Raw genomic sequence first — 19,411 nt, forward strand, 5'->3', positions numbered from 1 at the left:
CTTCCGGCGCCTCACCCCCCATGTCCTTCCTGCTCGTCCAGGCCCTCAGCGGCCTCGCGACCGCGGCGACGCTGTTTCTGGTGTCGTCGGGGCTGACCATCGTGTTCGGCGTGACGCGGATCGTGAATTTCGCGCACGGCTCCTTCTACATGGTCGGCGCCTATGCCGGCTGGTCGCTGATCGAACGGTTCGGCGGCACGCCGGCCGGCTTCTGGGGTTCGGTCGCCGCCGCGGCACTGGCGATGGGCGTGCTGGGCGCGGCGATGGAGATCGGGCTGCTGCGCCGGCTCTACCGCTCGCCGGAGCTGTTCCAGCTGCTGGGCACCTTCGGCGTCGTGCTGGTGGTGCAGGATCTGACCGCCTGGGCCTGGGGGCCGGAGGATCTGCTGGGCCGACGCGCGCCGGGGCTGAAGGGCTCCATCGACATTCTGGACCAGCCCTTCCCGCTCTACGACCTCGTGCTGATCGGCCTCGGGCCGCTGGTGCTCGGGCTGTTGTGGCTGCTGTTCAACCGCACCCGCTGGGGCACCTTGGTGCGTGCGGCGACGCAGGACCGCGAGATGACCAGCGCGCTCGGCGTCGATCCGGCGCGGCTGTTCACTGGCGTGCTGTTCCTGGGCTGCGCGCTGGCCGGGCTGGGCGGCGCCCTGCAGGTCCCGCGTGAGTCGGTGACCTTGCAGATGGACATGGCCATCGTGGTCGAGGCCTTCGTCGTCGTCGTGGTCGGCGGCATGGGCAGCCTGACCGGCGCCTTCCTCGCCTCGCTGCTGATCGGGCAGTTGCAGGCCTTCGGCATCCTGGTCTTCCCGCAGATCACGCTGGTGCTGGTCTTCCTGTTCATGGCGGTGGTTCTCGTCCTGCGACCGCACGGCCTGCTCGGCCAGGCCGAGGAGGCGCCGCCGACCGCACCGGCCGCGGTGACCGTGCCGCTGTCGGCCGGACGCCATGCTGGGCCGTGGGCGCTGGCGCTGCTGGCACTTCTCGCCGCGGCACCGCTGGTCGCCGGCGATTACGCGCTGATCCTGCTGACCGAGGTGGTGATCCTCGCTTTGTTCGCCGCCAGCCTGCATCTGCTGATCGGGTTGGGCGGGTTGGTGTCCTTCGGCCATGCGGCATGGTTCGGGCTGGGCGCCTACGGTTCGGCCCTGCTGGTCAAGCATCTGGGCGCACCGATGCCACTGGCGCTGGCCGGAGCGCCGGTGCTGGCCGGGCTGGGGGCCTTGGTGGCCGGCTGGTTCTGCGTGCGGCGCTCGGGGCTGTATTTCGCCATGCTGACGCTGGCCTTCGCCCAGATCGTCTGGTCGATCGCTTTCCAATGGTATGCGGTGACCGGCGGCGACAACGGCATCCTCGGCGTCTGGCCGCCGGGTTGGGCGGCGGGCAAGGCGACCTATTACTGGCTGACGCTGGGATTGTGCGGCGGCGCCCTGTGGCTGCTGCGCCGGGCGGCCTTCGCCCCCTTCGGCTATGCGCTGCGGGCCGGGCGCGACTCGGGATTGCGGGCCGAATCGGTGGGCATCGACGTGCGCCGCTTCCAATGGATGGCCTTCGTGCTGGCCGGCACCGCGGCAGGGCTGGCCGGCGGTCTCTACGCCTTCGCCAAGGGCAGCGTCTTCCCCACCCTGCTGGCGGTGCCGCAGTCGGTCGACGCGCTGGTGATGGTGCTGATGGGCGGCATCCAGACGGTCGCCGGACCGCTGGCCGGTGCGGTGGCGTTCCACTTGCTGGAGTCGGAGGTGATGAGCCTGACCGACTGGTGGCGGCTGGTTCTGGGCCTGATCATCGTCGCGCTGGTGCTGATCTTCCCCAAGGGGATCGTCGGCTTCCTGTCCGGCATCAGGAGGCGGGCATGAGCGAATTGCCCCTGAAGCCGCCTGGGAGCGAATTGGTGGTGCGCGACCTGCAACGCTCCTTCGGCGGGGTGCAGGCGGTGGGCGGCGTGTCCTTCACCCTGCGTTCCGGCGACCTGCTGGCGCTGATCGGTCCGAACGGCGCCGGGAAGAGCACCTGCTTCAACCTGCTGAACGGCCAGCTGCGTCCCGATTCGGGATCGGTCAAGCTGGACGGCACCGAGTTGGTCGGACTGCCGCCCCGGCGCATCTGGGCGCTGGGGGTCGGCCGCACCTTCCAGATCACCGCGACCTTCGCCTCGATGACGGTGGCGGAGAATGTGCAGATGGTCCTGCTGTCGCGCGCCCGCCGGCTGTTCGGGCTGTGGCGCCCGGCCGCCGCCCAGTTCCGCGAGCCGGCGCTGGCCCTCCTGGAGCGCGTCGGCATAGCTGCCCAGGCCGACCGCCCCTGCGGCGTGCTGGCCTATGGCGACGTGAAGCGGGTCGAACTGGCGATGGCGCTGGCGAGCGAGCCGACGGTGCTGCTGATGGACGAGCCGACCGCCGGCATGGCGCCTGCCGAACGCCTTGCCATGATGGCGCTGACGGCGGAGCTGGTGCGCGAACGCGGCCTCGCCGTTCTGTTCACCGAGCATGACATGGATGCCGTCTTCGGCCACGCCACCCGCGTGCTGGTGCTCGACCGCGGCCGGCTGATCGCGGAGGGCTCGCCGGATCGGGTGCGCGCCAATCCCCGCGTGCAGTCCGTCTATCTGGGAGGTGAGGCATGAGCGACCCCCTGCTGACGGTGGACGGCCTCCAGGCCTGGTATGGCCGCGCCCACATCCTCGACGGCATCGCTTTGACCATCGGCCGCGGCGAGGTGGTGGCGCTGATGGGCCGCAACGGCGCCGGCAAGACCACCACGATGAAGGCGATCATGGGGCTGGTGGAGCGGCGCGCGGCGACCCTGCGCTTCGACGGACGCGACCTGTCGGCCCTGCCCGCCCACCGCATCGCCCGGCTCGGTGTCGGCTATGTGCCGGAGGATCGCCGCATCTTCGCCGATTTGACGGTGGAGGAAAATCTGGAGGTCGGCCGCCAGCCTCCCCGCCCCGGCGCCCCGGCCTGGACGCCGGAAAAGCTGTTCGCGCTGTTCCCCAACCTCGCGGAGATGCGCGGCCGACGCGGCACCCGGATGAGCGGCGGCGAGCAGCAGATGCTGACCCTGGCCCGCACGCTGATGGGCAACCCGTCGCTGCTGCTGCTGGACGAACCGTCGGAAGGGCTGGCGCCGCTGATCGTCAGGCAGATGGCCGACGCGGTGCGGCGGCTGAAGGCGGAGGGACTGTCGGTGCTGCTGTCCGAACAGAGCCTGTCCTTCGCCTCATCGGTCGCCGACCGTGCCTGCGTCATCGAAACCGGCCGCCTGCGCTGGACCGGCACGATAACGGAGCTGATGGCGGATGACGGGGTGAGGGCGGCCTATCTGGCGGTGTGACCGCCCCGCCCCCAGGAGAGGGATGTCACTGCCCGGCGACGCTGAGATCCATCACCGACTTCGGATCCAGCGCCTTGTCGACCTGGCCTTCCGACTGCCAGAACTTCACCTGATTGACGATGTCGTCCACCAGCAGGCGGGCCTGCGGGTCGACATAGGGCAGGCCGGCGGCGACGATGTCGGGCTTCTGCTTGGTGGCATCGGCGATGATGCCCAGCAGTTCGTCGTAACCCGGCCCCTTGACCAGATTGCCGGAGGCGTCCTTGCCGTTGAAGGCGGCGTGGTATTCGGCCAGCGCCGTCTTGTAGGCGCGGACGAACTTCTCGACCAGCGGACGGCGGTCCTTCATCGTCTTCGGCGCGGTGAACAGGGCGCCGAGCTGCCAGGGCGTCTCGTCGCCGACCCAGCCCAGCATCTTGCCGGCACCATCGGCCACCAGCTGCCGCGACACGGTGGATGGCGCGATGATGGCGTCGACCTGCCCGCCCTTGAAGGCGGCAACCATCTTCGGCACGTCCTGCAACGGCACCATGGTCACGTCCTTGACCGTGAAGCCGTGCTTCTGCGCCAGCAGCCCGATCATGTAGTGGAAGGTCGAGCCGACGGTGGTGATGGCGACCCGCTTGCCCTTCAGGTCGGCCGGCGACTTCAGCCCGGCATCATAGGCGGCGTTGGTCGCGAGATAGGCACTGAGGGGGAAGCCCGGCTCGTCGCGGCTCTGCGCAGCGATGATGGTCACGGCCCCCTTGGAGGCGAGGTTGTAGAAGCCGGCGGTCAGGCCGGTGACGCCGAAATCGGCATCGCCCGAGGTCACCGCGACCGGCACCTGCTGGGCCGAGGTGAACATCTTCAGATCGACGTCCAGCCCTTCCTTCTCGAAATAGCCCTTGGCCTTGGCGATGAAGATCGGCCCGGAGGAGGACAGCGCCAGCACGCCGACCGTCGCCTTCTCCAGCGGCTGCGCCAGCGCAGCGGACATCAGAGTGCCGGCGGCGAAGGTCACGCCGGCTGTGGCGATCAGAGCACGCCGGGTGAGACGGGCGAGGGTCATGGACGGAAATCCTCCCGATGGATGGTCTGAGTTTCTTGGGTTGAAGCTTTATTAGTCTGGGGCCGGTCAGCGCCAGTTCAGCAGGCGCCGTTCAAGCTGCGACAGCACCGTGCCGATGGCGAGCCCGAGCAGCGACAGCACCAGCACGCCGGCCAGCAGCGTGTCGGTCTGCATCAGGTTGCCGGCCATCAGCACGAAGGCGCCGATGCCGTACTCCGCCCCGATCATCTCCGCCGCCACCACCAGGATCAGCGCGATGGACGCGGTGATGCGGAAGCCGGCCAGGATGCCCGGCAGGGCGCCCGGCAGGACGATGGAGCGCAGAATCGACCGCCAGGGCAGGCCGAAGCTCTGCGCCATGCGGATCAGGTTGCGCGGCACCGAATCGATGGCGCTGTAGGTGGCGATGACGGTGGGGAAGAAGACGCCGAAGCCGATGGTGGCGAATTTCGACGGCTCGCCGATGCCGAACCACAGGATGAACAGCGGCAGAAGCGCAATCTTCGGGATCGGGAAGAAGGCCGACACCAGCGGCACGCCGACCGCGCGGGCGGTGGAGAAGATGCCCATGGCGAAGCCGACCAGCATGCCGCCCGCCGTGCCCAGCACCCAGCCGACGGCGATGCGCCCCAGCGACGCCTTCAGGTTCAGCCAGAGCGATCCGTCCGTCACCATGCCGGACAGGGCATGGGCGACGGCACTCGGCGGCGGCAGGAACAGCGGGCTGGCGAGGCCGAGGCGGCTCACCCCCTCCCACACCGCGATCAGCACGGCGAAGGCGGCCAGCGCCGCCCAGGGATGGCGTTTCACGGTAAAACCGCCGCCACGGAAGCGGACGGGCTGGCCCATCGCGGACGCAGCGGCTGCGGTGGACGGGTTCAGGCTGTCAGGCACGGGCGATCTCCCGGTCGGCCATCTGGGCTTCGGCCTTCATCAGGTGCCACAGACGGTCGCGCACTTCGGCAAGATGGGCCTGGGCCGACGGCTCCTGCCGGCGCTCCCGCGGCTCCTCGATGGTGACCAGTTCGCGGATGCGGCCTGGACGGCGGCTCAGCACGCAGACCCGGTCGGCCAGCCGCAGCGCCTCGTCCAGATTGTGTGTGACATAGAGGGCGGTGGTCTTCTCCCGCCGCCAAAGCTCGAGGAAATCGTCCATCAGCAGCTCGCGCGTCTGGGCATCCAGCGCCGACAACGGCTCGTCCAGCAGCAGCATCGCCGGGCGCACCGCCAGCGCGCGGGCGATGCCGACCCGCTGGCGCATGCCGCCGGACAGCTGCTTGGGCAGGGCCTTGCGGAACTCCCACAGCCCCATGCGGCGCAGGCCGCTGTCGATGCGCTCGCGCCGCTCGGCGGCGGACAGCTTGTGATGCTCCAGCACCAGGGCGACATTGTCCTCGACCGTGCGCCAGGGCAGCAGGGCGAAGTCCTGGAAGATGAAGGTGATCGGGTTCAGGCAGCCGTCCGGCACCTCCCCCTCCACCCGGATGCTGCCGGAGGTCGGGGCGACGATGCCGCCGGCGATGCCGAGCAAGGTCGACTTGCCGCAGCCGCTGGGGCCGATCACCGCCAGGATTTCCCCCTCCGCCAGGGTCAGGTCGATGCCGTCCAGCACGGTCAGATCGTCATAGCGGTGGGTCAGATCGGAAACGAGAAGCCTCATCGCGCCCTTATCAAGCCTGCAGCTTTGTCGGTGGAGTCCGACTGTTCGTTGGGCCTGCCACTATAGCGCGGCGATCCGGCGGCGGAGAGGGGAAAGGCGTTCCGCATCCCAGCCATACGGCAGTATGGTAGTGGCCGGAAGGCGTCAAGACGCTGTCGGTTTCGCGACAGCAGTCGTCGTCAGGCGGTTCCGCTGATCGGCCCGCTGCCCGCTGGCAGGTCGAGCACCCGCAATGCGGCGGCACAGCGGCCAACCGCAGCTTCCGCCAGGGCATGGCGTTCGCTCAGTCCCGCCTCGTCCACCTCGTCGGGGGTCATCGCCTGCAACAGCACGCGCAAAGTGCGAACATAGGTGCGCAGGAGCGTGGCTTCCTCGGCATAATCGCCCAGCAGACCAGCCTGCCCGGCGGTGCGTAGGGCGACAAGCTCACCGTCCAACGACGCGGCGGCCATCTCGATGGCGAGCAGGGCCCGCGTCAGGCGGACATGCTTCAGAACGACGACATCGGCCATGTCCACCTCCCTTGCCGGCTGGAATGTTCGGGTGAAAGCAATGGCCGTGCCAGCGGCTTGGCGAGCCCCGTCAGCGCCCCCGCATCGACGGATGCCAGGCCGTGGTCGCCCGCTCCAGCAGCGCCAGCGCGCCATACAGGCCGGAACCGGTCAGCGCCGCCACGGCGATGGTGGCCCAGACGATGTCGAGATTCATCCGCGCCACTTCGGTCGAGATGCGGAACCCCATGCCGACCACCGGCGTGCCGAAGAATTCGGCAACGATGGCGCCGATCAGGGCCAGGGTGGAGTTGATCTTCAAGCCGTTGAACAGGAAGGGCAGCGCGTTGGGCAGCCGCAGCTTGACCAGTGTGCGGCCATAGCCGGCGGCGTAGCTGCGCATCAGGTCGAGCTGGATGCGCTCCGAATTGCCGAGGCCGGCCAGCGTGTTGATCAGCATCGGAAAGAAGGTCATGACGACGATGACCGCCGCCTTCGACTGCCAGTCGAAGCCGAACCACATCACCATGATCGGCGCGATGCCGACCACCGGGATGGCACTGGCAAGATTGCCGAGCGGCAGCAATCCGCGGGCAAGAAACGGCACGCGGTCGGCAAGGATTGCCACCAGGAAACCGGCACCGCAGCCCATGATGTAGCCGCGCAGAACGGAAGTGAGCACCGTCTGACGGAAATCGTCCCACAGCACCGGCGCGTTGGCGGCCAGCGCCACGGCGATACGGCTGGGCGGCGGCAGCAGGATCGCCGGCACCTGGAAGCCGCGGACCAGCACTTCCCATCCCACCAGCAGTCCGAGCCCGAACAGGCCGGGCACGATGACGGAGCGGATCCAGCCCGGCACGCCGGCCAGCACCCCCATCACCCGCCACAGCAGCAGCGTCGCCGTGGCCAGGAACAGCCACAACCCCCAGCCGGCCGAGAGATCCAGCCCTTCGTTCAGCAGATGTAGCGGCAGGAGCCAGGCCAGCGCCACGCCGGCCAACTCCGCCCAGGCGCCCCAGACCCGCTTCGGTGCCGACGCGCCGGCGATGACCGCCAGCACCACCCCGATCAGGAACAGCGGCGCCATGGTTCCGCCGAACCAGCCAACAACGGCGCCGCTCTGGACACCCACCGGCAGGGCCAGTGCCGCCAGAGCCGGCAGGCCGATGGCGACCAGCCCCCAATCGGCGGCCGTGCGCAGGCTGGTGCGGTAGGGATTCGTCGCTTCATCGCCCGTCGAATCGCTCATCGCGCCCCCGCCCGGCCCAGCAGGACCAGTTCAAGCCCACGCACCACGGCGATCAGCGCCACCGACAGCAGCGAGGCCATGATCAGCGCCGCCCAGATCTGCACGGTTTGGCCATAGTAGGACCCCGACAGCAGCCGCGCGCCCAGCCCGGCCTGTCCGCCGGTCGGCAACTCGCCGACGATGGCGCCGACCACGCTGATGGCGACCGACACCTTGAGGCTGGCGAACAGGAAGGGCATGGAGGCCGGAAGCCGCAGCGACCAGAAGGCGCGCAACCCGCTCGCCGAATAGGTCCGCATCAGGTCGAGCCACAGCGGATCGGCGGAGCGCAGCCCCTTCACCATGCCGACCGTGATCGGGAAGAAGCAGAGATACATGCAGATCACCGCCTTCGGCAGCAGCCCGGTCAGCCCGATGTTGCCGAGGATGACGACGATCATCGGCGCAATCGCCAAAATGGGGATGGTCTGCGACGCGATCACCCAGGGCAGCAGGCTGGCCTCCAGCGTCCGGGTATAGACGATGCCGGCGGCCAGCAGGATGCCCAGCGCCAGCCCCATCGCCAGCCCGGTCAGCGCCGCCTCCGCCGTCACCCAGGCATGGAACAGCAAATTGCGCGGGCTGGTCGGCGCGTAGCCGGTCAGGGAATTCCACAACTCCACCACCACCTGATCGGGGGTGGGCAGGATCGGCCGCTTCATCGCATAGGCCTGGGCCAGCACGTCTGCGAAGCCGGCTGGCCTGTTGGCGCGCGCCAGCGTCTCCGCTGCCTGCGGCCAGTTCAGCCACGCCGCCCCGATGTACCAGGCCGCCAGCAGGAGCAGCGTCATCACGGTGACGGGAAGCACGCGCCTAGTCATCGTAGCTGTGCCCCTCCTTCAGCCCCTCGCGCACGCGGTGGGCGATGGCGGCGAATTCCGGCGACTCGCGGATGTCCAGCGTGCGCTCGCGCGGCAGGCTGTTGCAGTCGATGACATCGAGGATACGGCCGGGGCGCGGGCTCATCACCACGATGCGGGTGGAGAGGAACACCGCCTCGGCAATCGAATGGGTGACGAAGACGCAGGTCTTGCCGGTCGCCCGCCACAGCTGGGTCAGATGCAGGTTCAGATGGTCGCGGGTGATCTCGTCCAGCGCGCCGAACGGCTCGTCCATCAGCAGCAGGTCCGGCTGCAAGGCCAGCGCGCGGGCGATGGAAACGCGCTGCTGCATACCACCCGACAGCTGCCAGGGGAACTTGCGCTCGAAGCCCGACAGGCCGACGCGCTCCAGCTGCTCGCGGGCCCGTGCCTGCCGGTCTGCGCGGGCGATTCCCATAATCTCCAGCGGCAGCATGACGTTGCGCTCCACCGTCCGCCACGGGTAGAGCGCCGGAGCCTGGAAGACGTAGCCGTAGAGCCGTTTCAGCCGCGCCTGCTCCGGCGTCATGCCGTCGATGGCGATCCGGCCGGAGGTCGGACGTTCCAGATCGGCGATCACGCGCAGCAGCGTGGTCTTGCCGCAGCCGCTGGGACCGATCAGCGATACGAAATCGCCCCTGGCGATGGTCAGGTCGACCTCGCTCAGCGCCGTGACCGGCTTGTCCGCCGTGGGATAGACCAGAGAGAGCTTGCGTGCCTCGACAACCACCGGGGACTTGGCCGAAGAAGCGGCCCGGTCCGAGCCTTGCCTGGAAGCGGACGCCCCCCGGACATCGAGCGGATTTGGGAAGGTCACGGGCGACGGTCCTTCACAGGGCGGATATGGGGCGGACTTGGAAAACGGATCTGACGGTTTGGTCAGAAATCATCCACTCCGCAAACTATCATCACCCCGACCAGGGCACCAGGGTTGCAAAAGCCCAGCCCTCTCGCCCAAGGGCATCGGAACGCAACTTTGAGGGAAATTCTCGCCGCAGCGCGATTGGCATGCACCTGCATGCCCTGCATTCTCGCGCCAACGGACGCACAGCGCGGGTGCGGATGCCCCGTGGAAGGGACAGGGCGAAAGAACTGGACGGGCGGCACCCCGCCGGAACAGGATCACGCCCCATTCACGACCGCGCCAGCGACATGCCCGCCGCCAAGCCGCCCCCCAGTCTGGAAGTCACGCGCGAAGACGGCGCGGCCGGCGCCGTGTTCGTGGCGACGCCGGTGCTGACGCCGGTGATCCGCACACGCTATCTGCTGATCGCGGGGTTGCTGGCGACCGGCTTCATTGCCGGGGCCGGGCTGGCGCCCGACGAGCTGTCCGGCATGCTGCAATGGCTGGCGGCCTTCTGCGCGGTGCCGGTGCTTCTGCTGTGGGTGGTGACCTTGTCGGAGACGGTGCAGCGCCGCGCCGTGCGGCTCGGCGTGACGGAACGCGGGTTGACGGTGGACGGCGCACGCATCCATCCGCACGAGACGATCCGGGATCTGGCGCTTTATCCGATGGTGGGCGGCAAGCCGCTGTTCGTCGCCTGGATCGATCCGGCGCACGACTACCGTCACAAGACGGAGATGACTCTCGTCGCCGGCAACGTGGCGCCCAACGATGCGGTGAAGGCGGAATTGAAGGCTGCCGGCAGCCGCAATGTGCGGCTGGTCATGCACCGGCGCGGCGGACACAAGGCGATTGTCCTCGTCCGCGGCCTGACCCTGTCGGGCGGACAGACCCTGCTGGCCGCCCTGGCAGCGGAGCTTCGCGCTCGCAGCCGCTAGATCGGATCGCGTAAAATCGGGATCGATTTGAAGCGTGAATCCGATCGCCAAACATAAAGCTATAGCGTCCTGCGTTTCACATCAAACGCACGACGCTATAGGGCGCTCCAGGGCGGAAAACCGGGGAAGACCGGGAATCAGCGGCGCGGAATGGCCGGCGGCTCCGGCAGGTCCTCTTCCAGGATGACGACGTTCAGGGCATAGGACACCTCGCCCTCGTCCTCGTCACGGTTCAGCGTGCCGAAAAACTCGCCATCCACCGTCACTTCGGCCGACTGGCCGGGCTTGGCCGGCGGCTCGATCACGATCTTGGGATTGCCCAGCGTCTTGCGCAGGTACATCTGCACGCGGGCGATTTCGGTGTCGGACATCCGGACGGCGGACGGCTTGGCGGGCGGCATGGCGAACCTCGTTGTCTGCGAAGGAGCGTCATATAGGCGGCTTCGCCGCGAAGGGAAAGCGATACATCGCCGGATCTCCCGCCGCCGCCGGAGGTGTGGCGCGTGCGCCAGAGCCGCCCTCGCCCACGCGGGGTAACGCCGGCACAGTCCGACGCTCCGAATGAGCGGCGCTCCCGACCGGCGGAAAAGGCTATGCTCCCCGCGGCGGTACGCTTCCCGGCAACGGGCGGCGCGCAGGGTCATGGCCGTGGAGTTCAACCCATTGCCATGGCGACAGGCTGCCGCGATTACGAAGGATGGAACGCCGTGACGAAGACCGCACTCCCGACCGCAAGCCATGCAGACCGCCGCCCGGCCGGCCGGTGGAGGCGCCGGCTCGAGGCGACCGTCCTGACGGCGGCACTGCTGGCCGCCCTGCCCTTCGGCGGCATGCAGGCGCCCGGCGCCCAGGCGGAGACCGGCAAGCGCGTGGCGCTGGTCATCGACAACGGCCGCTACACCGCGCTCGACGGCCGGTCCGATCAGGCGGCCGCCAACGCCTCGGCCATGGCGTCGGCCTTGCGCAGCGCCGGCTTTTCGGTGACGCGGGCCGACAATGTCGGACGGGTCGCCATGGAATCGGCGCTGGAGCGCTTCCGCGAGGCGCTGTCGGGGGCCGACCTCGGCTTCGTCTATTACACCGGCCTCGCCGTCGGGCTGGGGGAGCGGGAATTCCTGCTGCCCGCCGATGCCGCCCCCACCGGAGCGGACGACCTGCCGCGCAACGCCCTCGACCTCGACAGCGTGCTGAGCGACCTGCGCGACAGCGGGCGCAAGTCCATCGTGGTGATCGATCCCGGCGTCGCCGACGCACTGGCCCAGCGGGTCGGCGGCAGTGCGCTGGGCACGCCGATGGAGGCCGACGGCCTGTTCGTCGTCTATGCCCACCGTCCGGGCGTGCCGCCGGTGCCGCCGAAGTCGGGCAAGGGACCCGATGCCTTCACTGCCGCGCTGGCGCGCGAGATGGTCAGGCCCGGTGTCGCCTTCCGCGATTCGCTGGCCGAGGTCGCGCGTTCGGTCGCCGAACGCAGCGACGGCCGGCAGTTGCCCTGGCTCCAGGATAGGCTGGGCAGCACTCTGGTGCTGGTACCAGCTGTCGCCGCCGCCCCTGCCAAACCACCGGCCACCCCGCCAGCCACGCCTCCGGCAGCGCCCACGCCCTCCGCCGCCGCTCCGGCGAAGGAACCGCCGGCGGTGACCGGTTCCAGCCTCCCGCCCGGCAATTATGAGATGGCGAAGCCGGGCGTCCTGTTCGACCGGCCGGCGGTCGGCGCCCGCGGTGTCGCCCAGTTGGCGGCGGGCAGCGCCGTGACGGTGCTGGAGTCGGTGCCGGAAGGAAGCTGGCTGCGCGTGCGCGACTCGGCCGGGCGAACCGGCTATCTCACCGCGGGGGCGCTGTCCGCCCGCTGGGCCGACCCGTCGCCGCAGGCTGCCCGTGGCCGTGGCCCGGTGGAGGCCGGACCGTCCTTCGGCGATCCCGGTATAGAGCAAGGCAGCGAGCCGCCCGCCGCAGGCAACTCCGACCCGGTCCTGACCGAGCAGCGCAGCTTCCCCACCGCACCGGCCGGAACCGGCTTCTCAACCCCGGACGGCCCGGCGGTGGAGGCGGAGCAGCAGGCGATGCGCGCGCTGGGCGATGCCCGCAGCGCGGCGGAGCGGGCGCGCAGCCGCCCCGACAGCCGGTACTGGAGCTACGGCTTTTCCGGCGGCGACCGCTATGAAGGCGGCTGGGCACAGCCCTCGTCGAATTCGGGAACCAACACGGCACTGGGCCGCCCGATCCGCCAGGGAACCGGCGTCTACCATTTCGCCAACGGCCAGACCTATGAAGGGGAATGGTCGGGCGACCTGATGTCAGGCTTCGGCGTGATGACCTTCAACGACGGCAGCCGCTTCGCAGGACGGTTCCGCAACGGCCAGCCGGACGGCCCCGGCATCTTCCACTACGCCAATGGCGGACAGAGCGCCGGGATGTGGCGCGGCTCCGTCCGCCTCGACCAGTAGACGCTACCGGGGGGATCCGACGGTAGGATCAACCCGGCTCCGATCAGCGCGGCTTCAGGGCCTCCACCACCTGCACATGCCCCTGCAACGCGCCCAGCGTCAGGGCGGAGTTGCCGTTGGCATCCATGCGGTAGGGGTTCGCCCCGCTGTCGAGCAGCAGCTTCGCCACCGCCTCGTGCCCGTTGTTGGCGGCGTACATCAGCGCCGACCAGCCATAGGCGGTGGTGCGGTCGACCATCACCCCGCGCTGGATCAGCGTGCGCGCCACCTCCTGGTGGCCGCGGGCGGCGGCGGCCATCAGCGCGGTCTTGCCGTCGCTGTTGGTGGTGTCGAGGTCGGCACCGCCCTCTGCCAGCGCCCGGACCACCCCGTCATGCCCGCCCCAGGCGGCATACATCACCGCGGTGGCGCCATCGGAGGTGCGCAGGTCGGTGCGGGCGTGGCGGTCCAGCAGCACGCGCACCGCGTCGGCCAGCCCCTGTTCGGCGGCGATCATCAGCAGGGTCTTGCCGTTGTCCAGCCGCGTGTCGGCACTGGCGCCCGCCTGGAGCGCGCGCGACAGCTCCGCCGGATTGCGCAGCAGGGCCAGAACCGACTCGCGGTCGCCCAGCCCCGGGGTTGCGTTCACCGGCGCCGCGGAGCTTCCCGGCACGGTGCCGACAGCGGTCCCGGTGGCAGGGCCGACGGAGGGGCCGCTATAGACGCGCTGTTCGCTGGCGGCACGGATGCGCTCGGCCAGATCGGGGCTTTCCGGCGCGATCATCTGCGCCCGCTCGTAGAAGCGCTTCGTCTCCGACCAGTCGCCGTCCCGTTCGGCCAGCATCGCCCAGCGGCGATAGGTGTCCGTCATGGTGGTCAGCAGCTCCGCCGCCTCCGGCGACGACGGCACGATCTGACGGATGCGCTGCACCGTCTCATAGGCGTTGTCGCCCGGCGGGGTGGTCAGGCGCTTGCCGGCGATCTGGCGGCGGGCCTGATCGACCATCGTCCGCACGCGCTGGGCGGTATCGGCATCCGGAACGGCAGGCTGGGGAGCAGGAGGAACCGCGGCGGTCGTCGACGGGTCCTCCAGCGGCGGCAGCGAGGCGACGCCCGGCGCCGCTTCCGTGTTGCCGGTCGCGGAGGCCTTGGCGGCGGACGGTTGCGCCTGGGCCGGCGGCAACGCCGCGGTTTCAACCGGCGCCGCCGCTGTCGGCACAGCCGTCGAGGCAGGCGTCGCCGGCTTCGACACCGTCTGGGTGCCGGCAGCGGCGGGCGGCGGCGCGGCGGGCGGCTGGGAAGCCGTCTGCGTGGTCGGGGCCGTCGGTGCGGTGGAAGGAGCGACCGCGGGAGACACTCTCATTTCGGGAGCGGGTGCGACCGGCACCGTGACGGCATGCTGCTGCTCGGCCGGTGCTGCGGCACCGGTCAGGCCCTGCACGGTCCGTTCGACCGCATCGCGCGCCTTGGCCCAGCTCTCCTCGACCATGGCCAGGGCACGGTCGGGGAAGGCGCCCGGCATGGCGGTGGCAATGGCGGCACCGGCGGCCCCCAGCAGGACCAGCGTGGTCAGGGCCGCCCCGGCATAGAGCGCGGTCCGCCGCGGCGCCCGCATGGCACCGGCATGACCGCCGTCCGGCGACCAGCCCTGGCCCTCTGCGCCGGCCATCGGACCAGCCATCGGCCCGGCGCCGCGGTCGGTCCAGCTCTGGTCGCCCTGCCAGCGCTCCTCCTGCGGCAGGTGTTCCCGGCGCTGCCCCACCGACCAATCGTTCGCCGGCGGAATCGCGGCGGATTGCACCGGAACCTGCTGCGGTTGGGGCTGGGGCGGTACCGCCAGCATCGGCCCAGGATGGGGTGCCGGCCGGGGCACGGGCTGAGGCGCCGGAGCAGGCTCCCGCACGTCGTCGACAAAGCCGCCGCCCGCCGTCATCCGGTAGATCACGCCCATGTCGCGCAACTCGTCGGTCAGACCGGCGCGCGCCAACGTGCCTTCCAGCTCGGGCGTGCCGCAGAGCAGCACCTGCATGAAGCGGCCGGCCGGCGTCTCCGCCCGCGTCAGATCGACCAGATCGGCCAGCACCGGCGGCGCCAGCACGGCGGCGTTGTCCACCGCCAGCAGCCCCGATCCGGCAAGCTCCAGCCGCTCCTCCAGCGCCGCGATCAGCGCGTCGAAATCGGTCTCGCCGTCCTCCCCCGGAACCAGATCGGGCAGAGCGCCGGTGCCGGCGGCGGCGACCAGATCCTCCACCTCCGATCCGACCGACGCCGCGACCGGCAGTGCCATGGCGCCGTCGGCCTCGACATGCTCGACCAGCTGGCGGAACAGGGCGGGACGGCCCGAGCCGGCGTCGCCCACCAGCACCAGCAGCCTTTTGCGCGCCAGGAAGGCGAGCACCAGTCCATCGCGAATCTCGGCCGCCGTGACACCGGCGGACTCGGAAACGGGATCGTGGTGGCCCGGAGCGGCGCGCCGGGCGCGCGAGGAATGTTTCGGGGCAGAACGGTCCATGGACATCTCAAGACGCCGATCAGTGAAGGATGCGCTGATGAGACTCTAGTGATGCGCCCCCCAAGCCCCGACGGAGCAAAGGGCGGTTGCCCCCTCTCTTCCGGGGTGGGTGGACTGACCCTTCCGGCACGAAAGCAACCCTGGTCCGCCGGGCGGGGGAGGGGTATAGGGTTGCCGCCGAAATTCGGTCATATCCCACCATCCGGACAGCGACAGTCATGCGAGTCGGAATCGATTTGGGCGGCACCAAGATCGCCGCCGTGGCGCTGGACCGCAACGGGACGGAACTCGCCCGCCACCGCCGTCCGACCCCCCGCGGCTATGACGCCACGCTGGACGCCCTGGCGGAGACGGTGAACGCCCTCGACCCGGCTGGAACCGGCGGTATCGGCATCAGCCTTCCCGGTCTGGTCGACGCCACGGCCGGACGGGTGCGCGCGGTCAATTTGCCCTGGCTGGAGGGTCATGGATTCGTCGCGGACGCCACGCGGCGGATCGGTCGGCCGGTGCGGATCGCCAACGATGCCAACTGCTTCACCCTGTCGGAGGCGACCGATGGGGCGGCTGCCGGAAGCGGAGCCGTGGTGTTCGGCGTCATCCTCGGCACCGGGGTCGGCGGCGGCATCGTGGTGGACGGCCGCATCCTGCCCGGCGCCACCGGGCTGGCCGGCGAATGGGGCCATGCGCCGCTGCCCTGGCGCGAGGAGGCGGACGGCCCGCCGGTGCCCTGCGGCTGCGGCCGGATGGGCTGCCTGGAAACCATGCTGTGCGGGGCCGGGTTGTCGCGCCTGCACCGCCATCTGAGCGGCGAGAGGCTGGACCCGCCGGAGATCGCCGCCCGCGCCCAGGCCGGGGATGCCGCCGCGGCCGCAACGCTGGCCCGGCATGCCGATGCCCTGGCCCGCGCGCTGGCGCCGGTGCTGAACCTGCTGGATCCCGACATGGTGGTGGTCGGTGGCGGCCTGTCCGCCCTGCCCGGCCTGTGCGAGGCGGTGACGCGGCGCTGGGGCGCCTGGACGCTGGCCGCCGATCCGCGCACCCGGATGGCCGTCGCCCGCCATGGCGCGGAAAGCGGCATGCGCGGTGCCGCCCGCCTGTGGCCGGACTGACCGGCATTCCGGCCAAAGCACCACTTTCGAGACAGCTGCCGCAACCAACGGTCACGGGTGGCACGGGACTTGCGCATTCTCCGCTCAGACCGAACGGGGGATATGCCCATGATGCGGAAGAAATTGGGGACGCGAGCCACGGGCAGCAGCGTTCATTTGCATTTTGCAAACCGGAACGCGACGCGGGGCGGAAAACCGGCGGCGCGTTTGCATTTTGCAAACGATCCCGGCGCGGGCGATCAGCAAGCCGTCCTGGGCACCGGCCACCATCTGGAGCATGCCTGCGCGCGTCTTCAGGACGCCGCCGTCGAGCTTGAGACGGTACTGGCGACCCTGCCGGGCGACGAACAGGCAGACCTGCATGAAGCCATCGGCTCGATCATGGAGACGCTGCAACTGATCGCATCGGCCCATGCCCGGCTGGAACCGCCCATCGCCGCCGACTGAGGCGCCATCCCGCCGATTGGTGGCATGGAATTGGCGACATGGAAAAAGGGCGGCCCGATGGGACCGCCCCTTCCGTTCGCCTGACCGTCGGATGCCGATTCGGTCGGCAATGCGCTCAGTCGGTGATGGTCTGCCAGAAGAAGAACGCGACGGCGAGAACCATGATGGCGATGTCCATGGGAACGGCTCCTGTGGATGACGGCGGATAGGCGTTTCGCTTCGATCTATACGACAGTTCGCCCCCCGGCGGCAGTGCCTCCGTTCCCCCTGCGGCGGTTTTTCACTCCCTTGCCCGCTCCGCACGAAAAAAATCTGCGGGCGCATGCTGGCCAGTGATGCCGACAAACTTGGGGACGCGGCCTTTCTGCTGGCGTCGGCCGCCCGGCGGCCCGGACCGAAGAGCCGAAAAACCGCGCTTCATCTATTTGTAAACAAAAGGAATTTTAAAGTCGCCGGTCCCGCGCCGCTGCGATGGCCCCGTCCGGCTCTCGCGTCGATCTGCCGGCTCCAGACCGGAAGATCGCAGCGCTATGACTTTTGTCAGGGGTTGCCTTACCAGGGGGCTTTCTGGCAAGAAAAAGGCCGCTGGAAACAGCGGCCTTGAGTTTAGGGAGGAAACGCCCAAGAAGGGCGAAGCAGCAATCGCTTGCTGCACTGCAACAGTACCAGAAGCGGGGGACGCTGCAACCCCCAAAGCCGGCCCCTGCGTGGGGCCGTAGCTTTTGGAGGGGTCTGTTGCGCATCGGCCACAGCCGGGTCATTCCTTTTTCTGAAACGGAAGCCAGTCCCGCAGTCCGGCCGTTACACCAACGCGGCGTGCCGGCATCGGTCGGCCGCCGCATTCCGACCGGCAGCGGCGCTGAGGACCCAGCCTTGACCCTCCTCCCCCCCTCCGCCTTGGCGGAATTCGATACCTTCACCGCATCCCTGGACGACCGCACCCCTGCGCTGTTCCTCGACTATGATGGAACACTGGCCGCCATCGCCCCGCGTCCCGAACTGGCGGCGATGCCCGACGAGGCGCGCGCGGTGGTGCAGCGGCTGTCGGCGCTCTGCCCGGTCGCTTTCGTCAGCGGCCGTGACTTGGACGATCTGACCGCGATGGTGGCGGTGGATGGCTTGGTCTATGCCGGCAGCCACGGCTTCGACCTGCGCGGTCCGGACCTGCGCCGGCAGGTGGGGGTGGAGTATGTCCCCGACCTCGACATCGCCGACGGGAGTCTGCGCGACCGGCTCGGCCGCATTGCCGGCGCGCTGGTGGAGCGCAAGCGCTTCGCCATCGCCATCCACACCCGTCAGGTCGCGCCGCCGGAGAAGCCTCGGGTCGCCGACGCCGTCCGCGCGGTGGTGGAGGCCCAGCCGCGCCTGCGCATGACCGGCGGCAAGGAACTGTTCGAGCTTCGCCCCAACCTGCCCTGGGACAAGGGCCGCGCCGTGCTCGCCCTGCTGGAGGCGCTGGGGCTGGAGGGGGAGAGCACCATGCCGATCTATCTTGGCGACGACGAAACCGACGAGGATGCCTTCCGGGCCCTGGCCGGCCGGGGAGACGGCAACGGGATCGGCATCCGGGTGATGGACGGCCCGGCGGAGACGGCGGCGACCTGGAGCCTGCACGACCCGGCGGAGGCCGCGGCCTTCCTGGGACGGCTGGCCGACTGGCTGGCGCAGGGGTGACGGCGGACAGTTGATGGCCTGGGGAAGCGCCTCCCCCATTCACCAACCCTAAACCCCCGCCGCCTTATGCTGGCCACTCAACCAGCCGGACAGCGCGCCATGGACATCGGATCGGCCACCACCGCCACGCCCTACCGGCCGCAGGCCAGCGCCATCGACGGCCTTCAGGACGCGCAGGCGCGCACCGAAGCGGCGTCGGAACAGATCGCCGCCGGCAACCTGGACCCCGCCGTGGTGTTGGACCTGACCTCGGCCCAGGTGGATTTCGCCGCGAACGCCAAGGTGCTCCAGGCCACGCAGGAGAACAGCAAGCGCCTGCTCGACATGCTGGCCTGACCTTGGCCTGAGCCCTGCCGCCGGATCAGCGCGGCTTGTTGGGGCCGTAGATCTTGGGCTGGCTGAAATTCAGGTGGTCGAGAAGGCCCTGGGTGGCACAGCCGTCCACCGGCAGCTTGGCCGCGCGCTGGTAGGAGCGGATCGCCGTGCGGGTGCGCGATCCCATCTGGCCGTCGACCGAACCGGCGTTGAAGCCATGCTCGTTCAGCGCTTCCTGGGCGCCGGAGATGAAGGCCCGGCGCATCTCGTCGGGCAGATTGTCCGTTTCGCAGGCGGCAAAGGCCGGGGTCGCCAGCAGTATGGCGCCGCACAGCACAGCACCACTCAGGGCCGGAAGAAGACGTCTGTTCATGGATCGGTCGCTCCGCATCGTTGGAGTAGCAGCCTGTTGAAACAGCCGAGCCCACCCTTCCATTCCATGGATGGACATTCCAAAAACGCACCG

The 19,411-nt window shown here is 69.6% G+C and carries 19 protein-coding genes; 9 read left to right on the forward strand and 10 right to left on the reverse strand.

Going from position 1 to position 19,411, the window contains the following annotated elements; genetic code table 11:
• Window positions 1-20: 20 nt before the first annotated feature.
• The 3 genes from ABNQ40_RS27445 to ABNQ40_RS27455 are packed head-to-tail and all read left to right on the forward strand — an operon-like array spanning window position 21 to window position 3,330.
• On the forward strand, window positions 21-1,853 hold the full coding sequence (locus ABNQ40_RS27445) for an ABC transporter permease (protein WP_109051354.1): 1,833 nt from the start codon (window positions 21-23) through the stop codon (window positions 1,851-1,853).
• Window positions 1,850-2,620 carry an ABC transporter ATP-binding protein gene (locus tag ABNQ40_RS27450; RefSeq protein WP_109051355.1) on the forward strand — a complete coding sequence of 257 codons (771 nt, stop codon included), beginning with the start codon at window positions 1,850-1,852 and terminating at the stop codon, window positions 2,618-2,620. The genes ABNQ40_RS27445 and ABNQ40_RS27450 overlap by 4 nt, the downstream gene beginning before the upstream one ends.
• Window positions 2,617-3,330 (forward strand): ABC transporter ATP-binding protein, encoded by a 714-nt coding sequence (locus tag ABNQ40_RS27455; RefSeq protein WP_109051356.1) that lies wholly within the window; start codon window positions 2,617-2,619, stop codon window positions 3,328-3,330. Before ABNQ40_RS27450 ends, ABNQ40_RS27455 begins: the two co-directional genes overlap by 4 nt.
• A gap of 25 nt (window positions 3,331-3,355) precedes the next feature.
• Here the strand turns inward: ABNQ40_RS27455 and ABNQ40_RS27460 are convergent, their stop codons facing one another.
• The 7 genes from ABNQ40_RS27460 to ABNQ40_RS27490 form a co-directional block, all read right to left on the reverse strand.
• Window positions 3,356-4,381, reverse strand: a complete 1,026-nt coding sequence (locus ABNQ40_RS27460) for an ABC transporter substrate-binding protein (RefSeq protein ID WP_109051357.1) — start codon at window positions 4,379-4,381, stop codon at window positions 3,356-3,358.
• Window positions 4,382-4,447: 66 nt separating this feature from the next.
• Complete coding sequence (locus ABNQ40_RS27465) at window positions 4,448-5,275, reverse strand: ABC transporter permease (RefSeq protein WP_348982909.1); 828 nt, start codon at window positions 5,273-5,275, stop codon at window positions 4,448-4,450.
• Window positions 5,268-6,041 (reverse strand): ABC transporter ATP-binding protein, encoded by a 774-nt coding sequence (locus tag ABNQ40_RS27470; protein ID WP_109051359.1) that lies wholly within the window; start codon window positions 6,039-6,041, stop codon window positions 5,268-5,270. Before ABNQ40_RS27470 ends, ABNQ40_RS27465 begins: the two co-directional genes overlap by 8 nt.
• A 179-nt stretch (window positions 6,042-6,220) precedes the next feature.
• On the reverse strand, window positions 6,221-6,553 hold the full coding sequence (locus ABNQ40_RS27475; RefSeq protein WP_109051360.1) for a hypothetical protein: 333 nt from the start codon (window positions 6,551-6,553) through the stop codon (window positions 6,221-6,223).
• Window positions 6,554-6,623: 70 nt separating this feature from the next.
• Window positions 6,624-7,784, reverse strand: a complete 1,161-nt coding sequence (locus tag ABNQ40_RS27480) for an ABC transporter permease (RefSeq protein ID WP_199235405.1) — start codon at window positions 7,782-7,784, stop codon at window positions 6,624-6,626.
• The gene (locus ABNQ40_RS27485) at window positions 7,781-8,644 is read right to left on the reverse strand and encodes an ABC transporter permease (protein ID WP_109051361.1); all 864 of its coding nucleotides are present in this window, start codon (window positions 8,642-8,644) and stop codon (window positions 7,781-7,783) included. The genes ABNQ40_RS27480 and ABNQ40_RS27485 overlap by 4 nt, the downstream gene beginning before the upstream one ends.
• A complete protein-coding gene (locus tag ABNQ40_RS27490) occupies window positions 8,637-9,413 on the reverse strand; it encodes an ABC transporter ATP-binding protein (protein ID WP_109051362.1) in 777 nt (258 codons plus the stop codon). Before ABNQ40_RS27490 ends, ABNQ40_RS27485 begins: the two co-directional genes overlap by 8 nt.
• Before the next feature lie 422 nt (window positions 9,414-9,835).
• On the opposite strand from ABNQ40_RS27490, the gene ABNQ40_RS27495 reads away from it, so the two are divergent.
• Window positions 9,836-10,465, forward strand: a complete 630-nt coding sequence (locus tag ABNQ40_RS27495) for a hypothetical protein (protein WP_109051363.1) — start codon at window positions 9,836-9,838, stop codon at window positions 10,463-10,465.
• Between the two features lie 137 nt (window positions 10,466-10,602).
• Here ABNQ40_RS27495 and ABNQ40_RS27500 read toward each other — a convergent pair whose 3' ends face one another.
• Window positions 10,603-10,866, reverse strand: a complete 264-nt coding sequence (locus ABNQ40_RS27500) for a DUF3126 family protein (protein ID WP_098740518.1) — start codon at window positions 10,864-10,866, stop codon at window positions 10,603-10,605.
• A gap of 306 nt (window positions 10,867-11,172) precedes the next feature.
• On the opposite strand from ABNQ40_RS27500, the gene ABNQ40_RS27505 reads away from it, so the two are divergent.
• The gene (locus tag ABNQ40_RS27505) at window positions 11,173-12,909 is read left to right on the forward strand and encodes a caspase family protein (protein WP_247879972.1); all 1,737 of its coding nucleotides are present in this window, start codon (window positions 11,173-11,175) and stop codon (window positions 12,907-12,909) included.
• Between the two features lie 43 nt (window positions 12,910-12,952).
• Here the strand turns inward: ABNQ40_RS27505 and ABNQ40_RS27510 are convergent, their stop codons facing one another.
• Window positions 12,953-15,400: an ankyrin repeat domain-containing protein gene (locus tag ABNQ40_RS27510; protein ID WP_109051365.1), complete on the reverse strand. Its 2,448-nt coding sequence runs from the start codon at window positions 15,398-15,400 to the stop codon at window positions 12,953-12,955.
• Window positions 15,401-15,618: 218 nt separating this feature from the next.
• On the opposite strand from ABNQ40_RS27510, the gene ABNQ40_RS27515 reads away from it, so the two are divergent.
• The 4 genes from ABNQ40_RS27515 (at window position 15,619) to ABNQ40_RS27530 (ending at window position 18,966) form a co-directional block, all read left to right on the forward strand.
• Window positions 15,619-16,509: an ROK family protein gene (locus tag ABNQ40_RS27515; RefSeq protein ID WP_109051366.1), complete on the forward strand. Its 891-nt coding sequence runs from the start codon at window positions 15,619-15,621 to the stop codon at window positions 16,507-16,509.
• A 108-nt stretch (window positions 16,510-16,617) separates the two neighbouring features.
• Complete coding sequence (locus ABNQ40_RS27520; RefSeq protein ID WP_109051367.1) at window positions 16,618-16,956, forward strand: hypothetical protein; 339 nt, start codon at window positions 16,618-16,620, stop codon at window positions 16,954-16,956.
• A gap of 873 nt (window positions 16,957-17,829) precedes the next feature.
• Window positions 17,830-18,630 carry a trehalose-phosphatase gene (otsB, locus tag ABNQ40_RS27525; RefSeq protein ID WP_109491126.1) on the forward strand — a complete coding sequence of 267 codons (801 nt, stop codon included), beginning with the start codon at window positions 17,830-17,832 and terminating at the stop codon, window positions 18,628-18,630.
• Between the two features lie 99 nt (window positions 18,631-18,729).
• Window positions 18,730-18,966 (forward strand): hypothetical protein, encoded by a 237-nt coding sequence (locus tag ABNQ40_RS27530; RefSeq protein WP_109051368.1) that lies wholly within the window; start codon window positions 18,730-18,732, stop codon window positions 18,964-18,966.
• A gap of 25 nt (window positions 18,967-18,991) precedes the next feature.
• Here the strand turns inward: ABNQ40_RS27530 and ABNQ40_RS27535 are convergent, their stop codons facing one another.
• Window positions 18,992-19,318: a peptidoglycan-binding protein gene (locus ABNQ40_RS27535; RefSeq protein WP_109051369.1), complete on the reverse strand. Its 327-nt coding sequence runs from the start codon at window positions 19,316-19,318 to the stop codon at window positions 18,992-18,994.
• Between the last annotated feature and the right edge of the window lie 93 nt (window positions 19,319-19,411).

Source organism: Azospirillum sp. A23, from assembly GCF_042938965.1.
In the GTDB taxonomy this organism is placed as follows: Bacteria; Pseudomonadota; Alphaproteobacteria; order Azospirillales; family Azospirillaceae; genus Azospirillum; species Azospirillum melinis.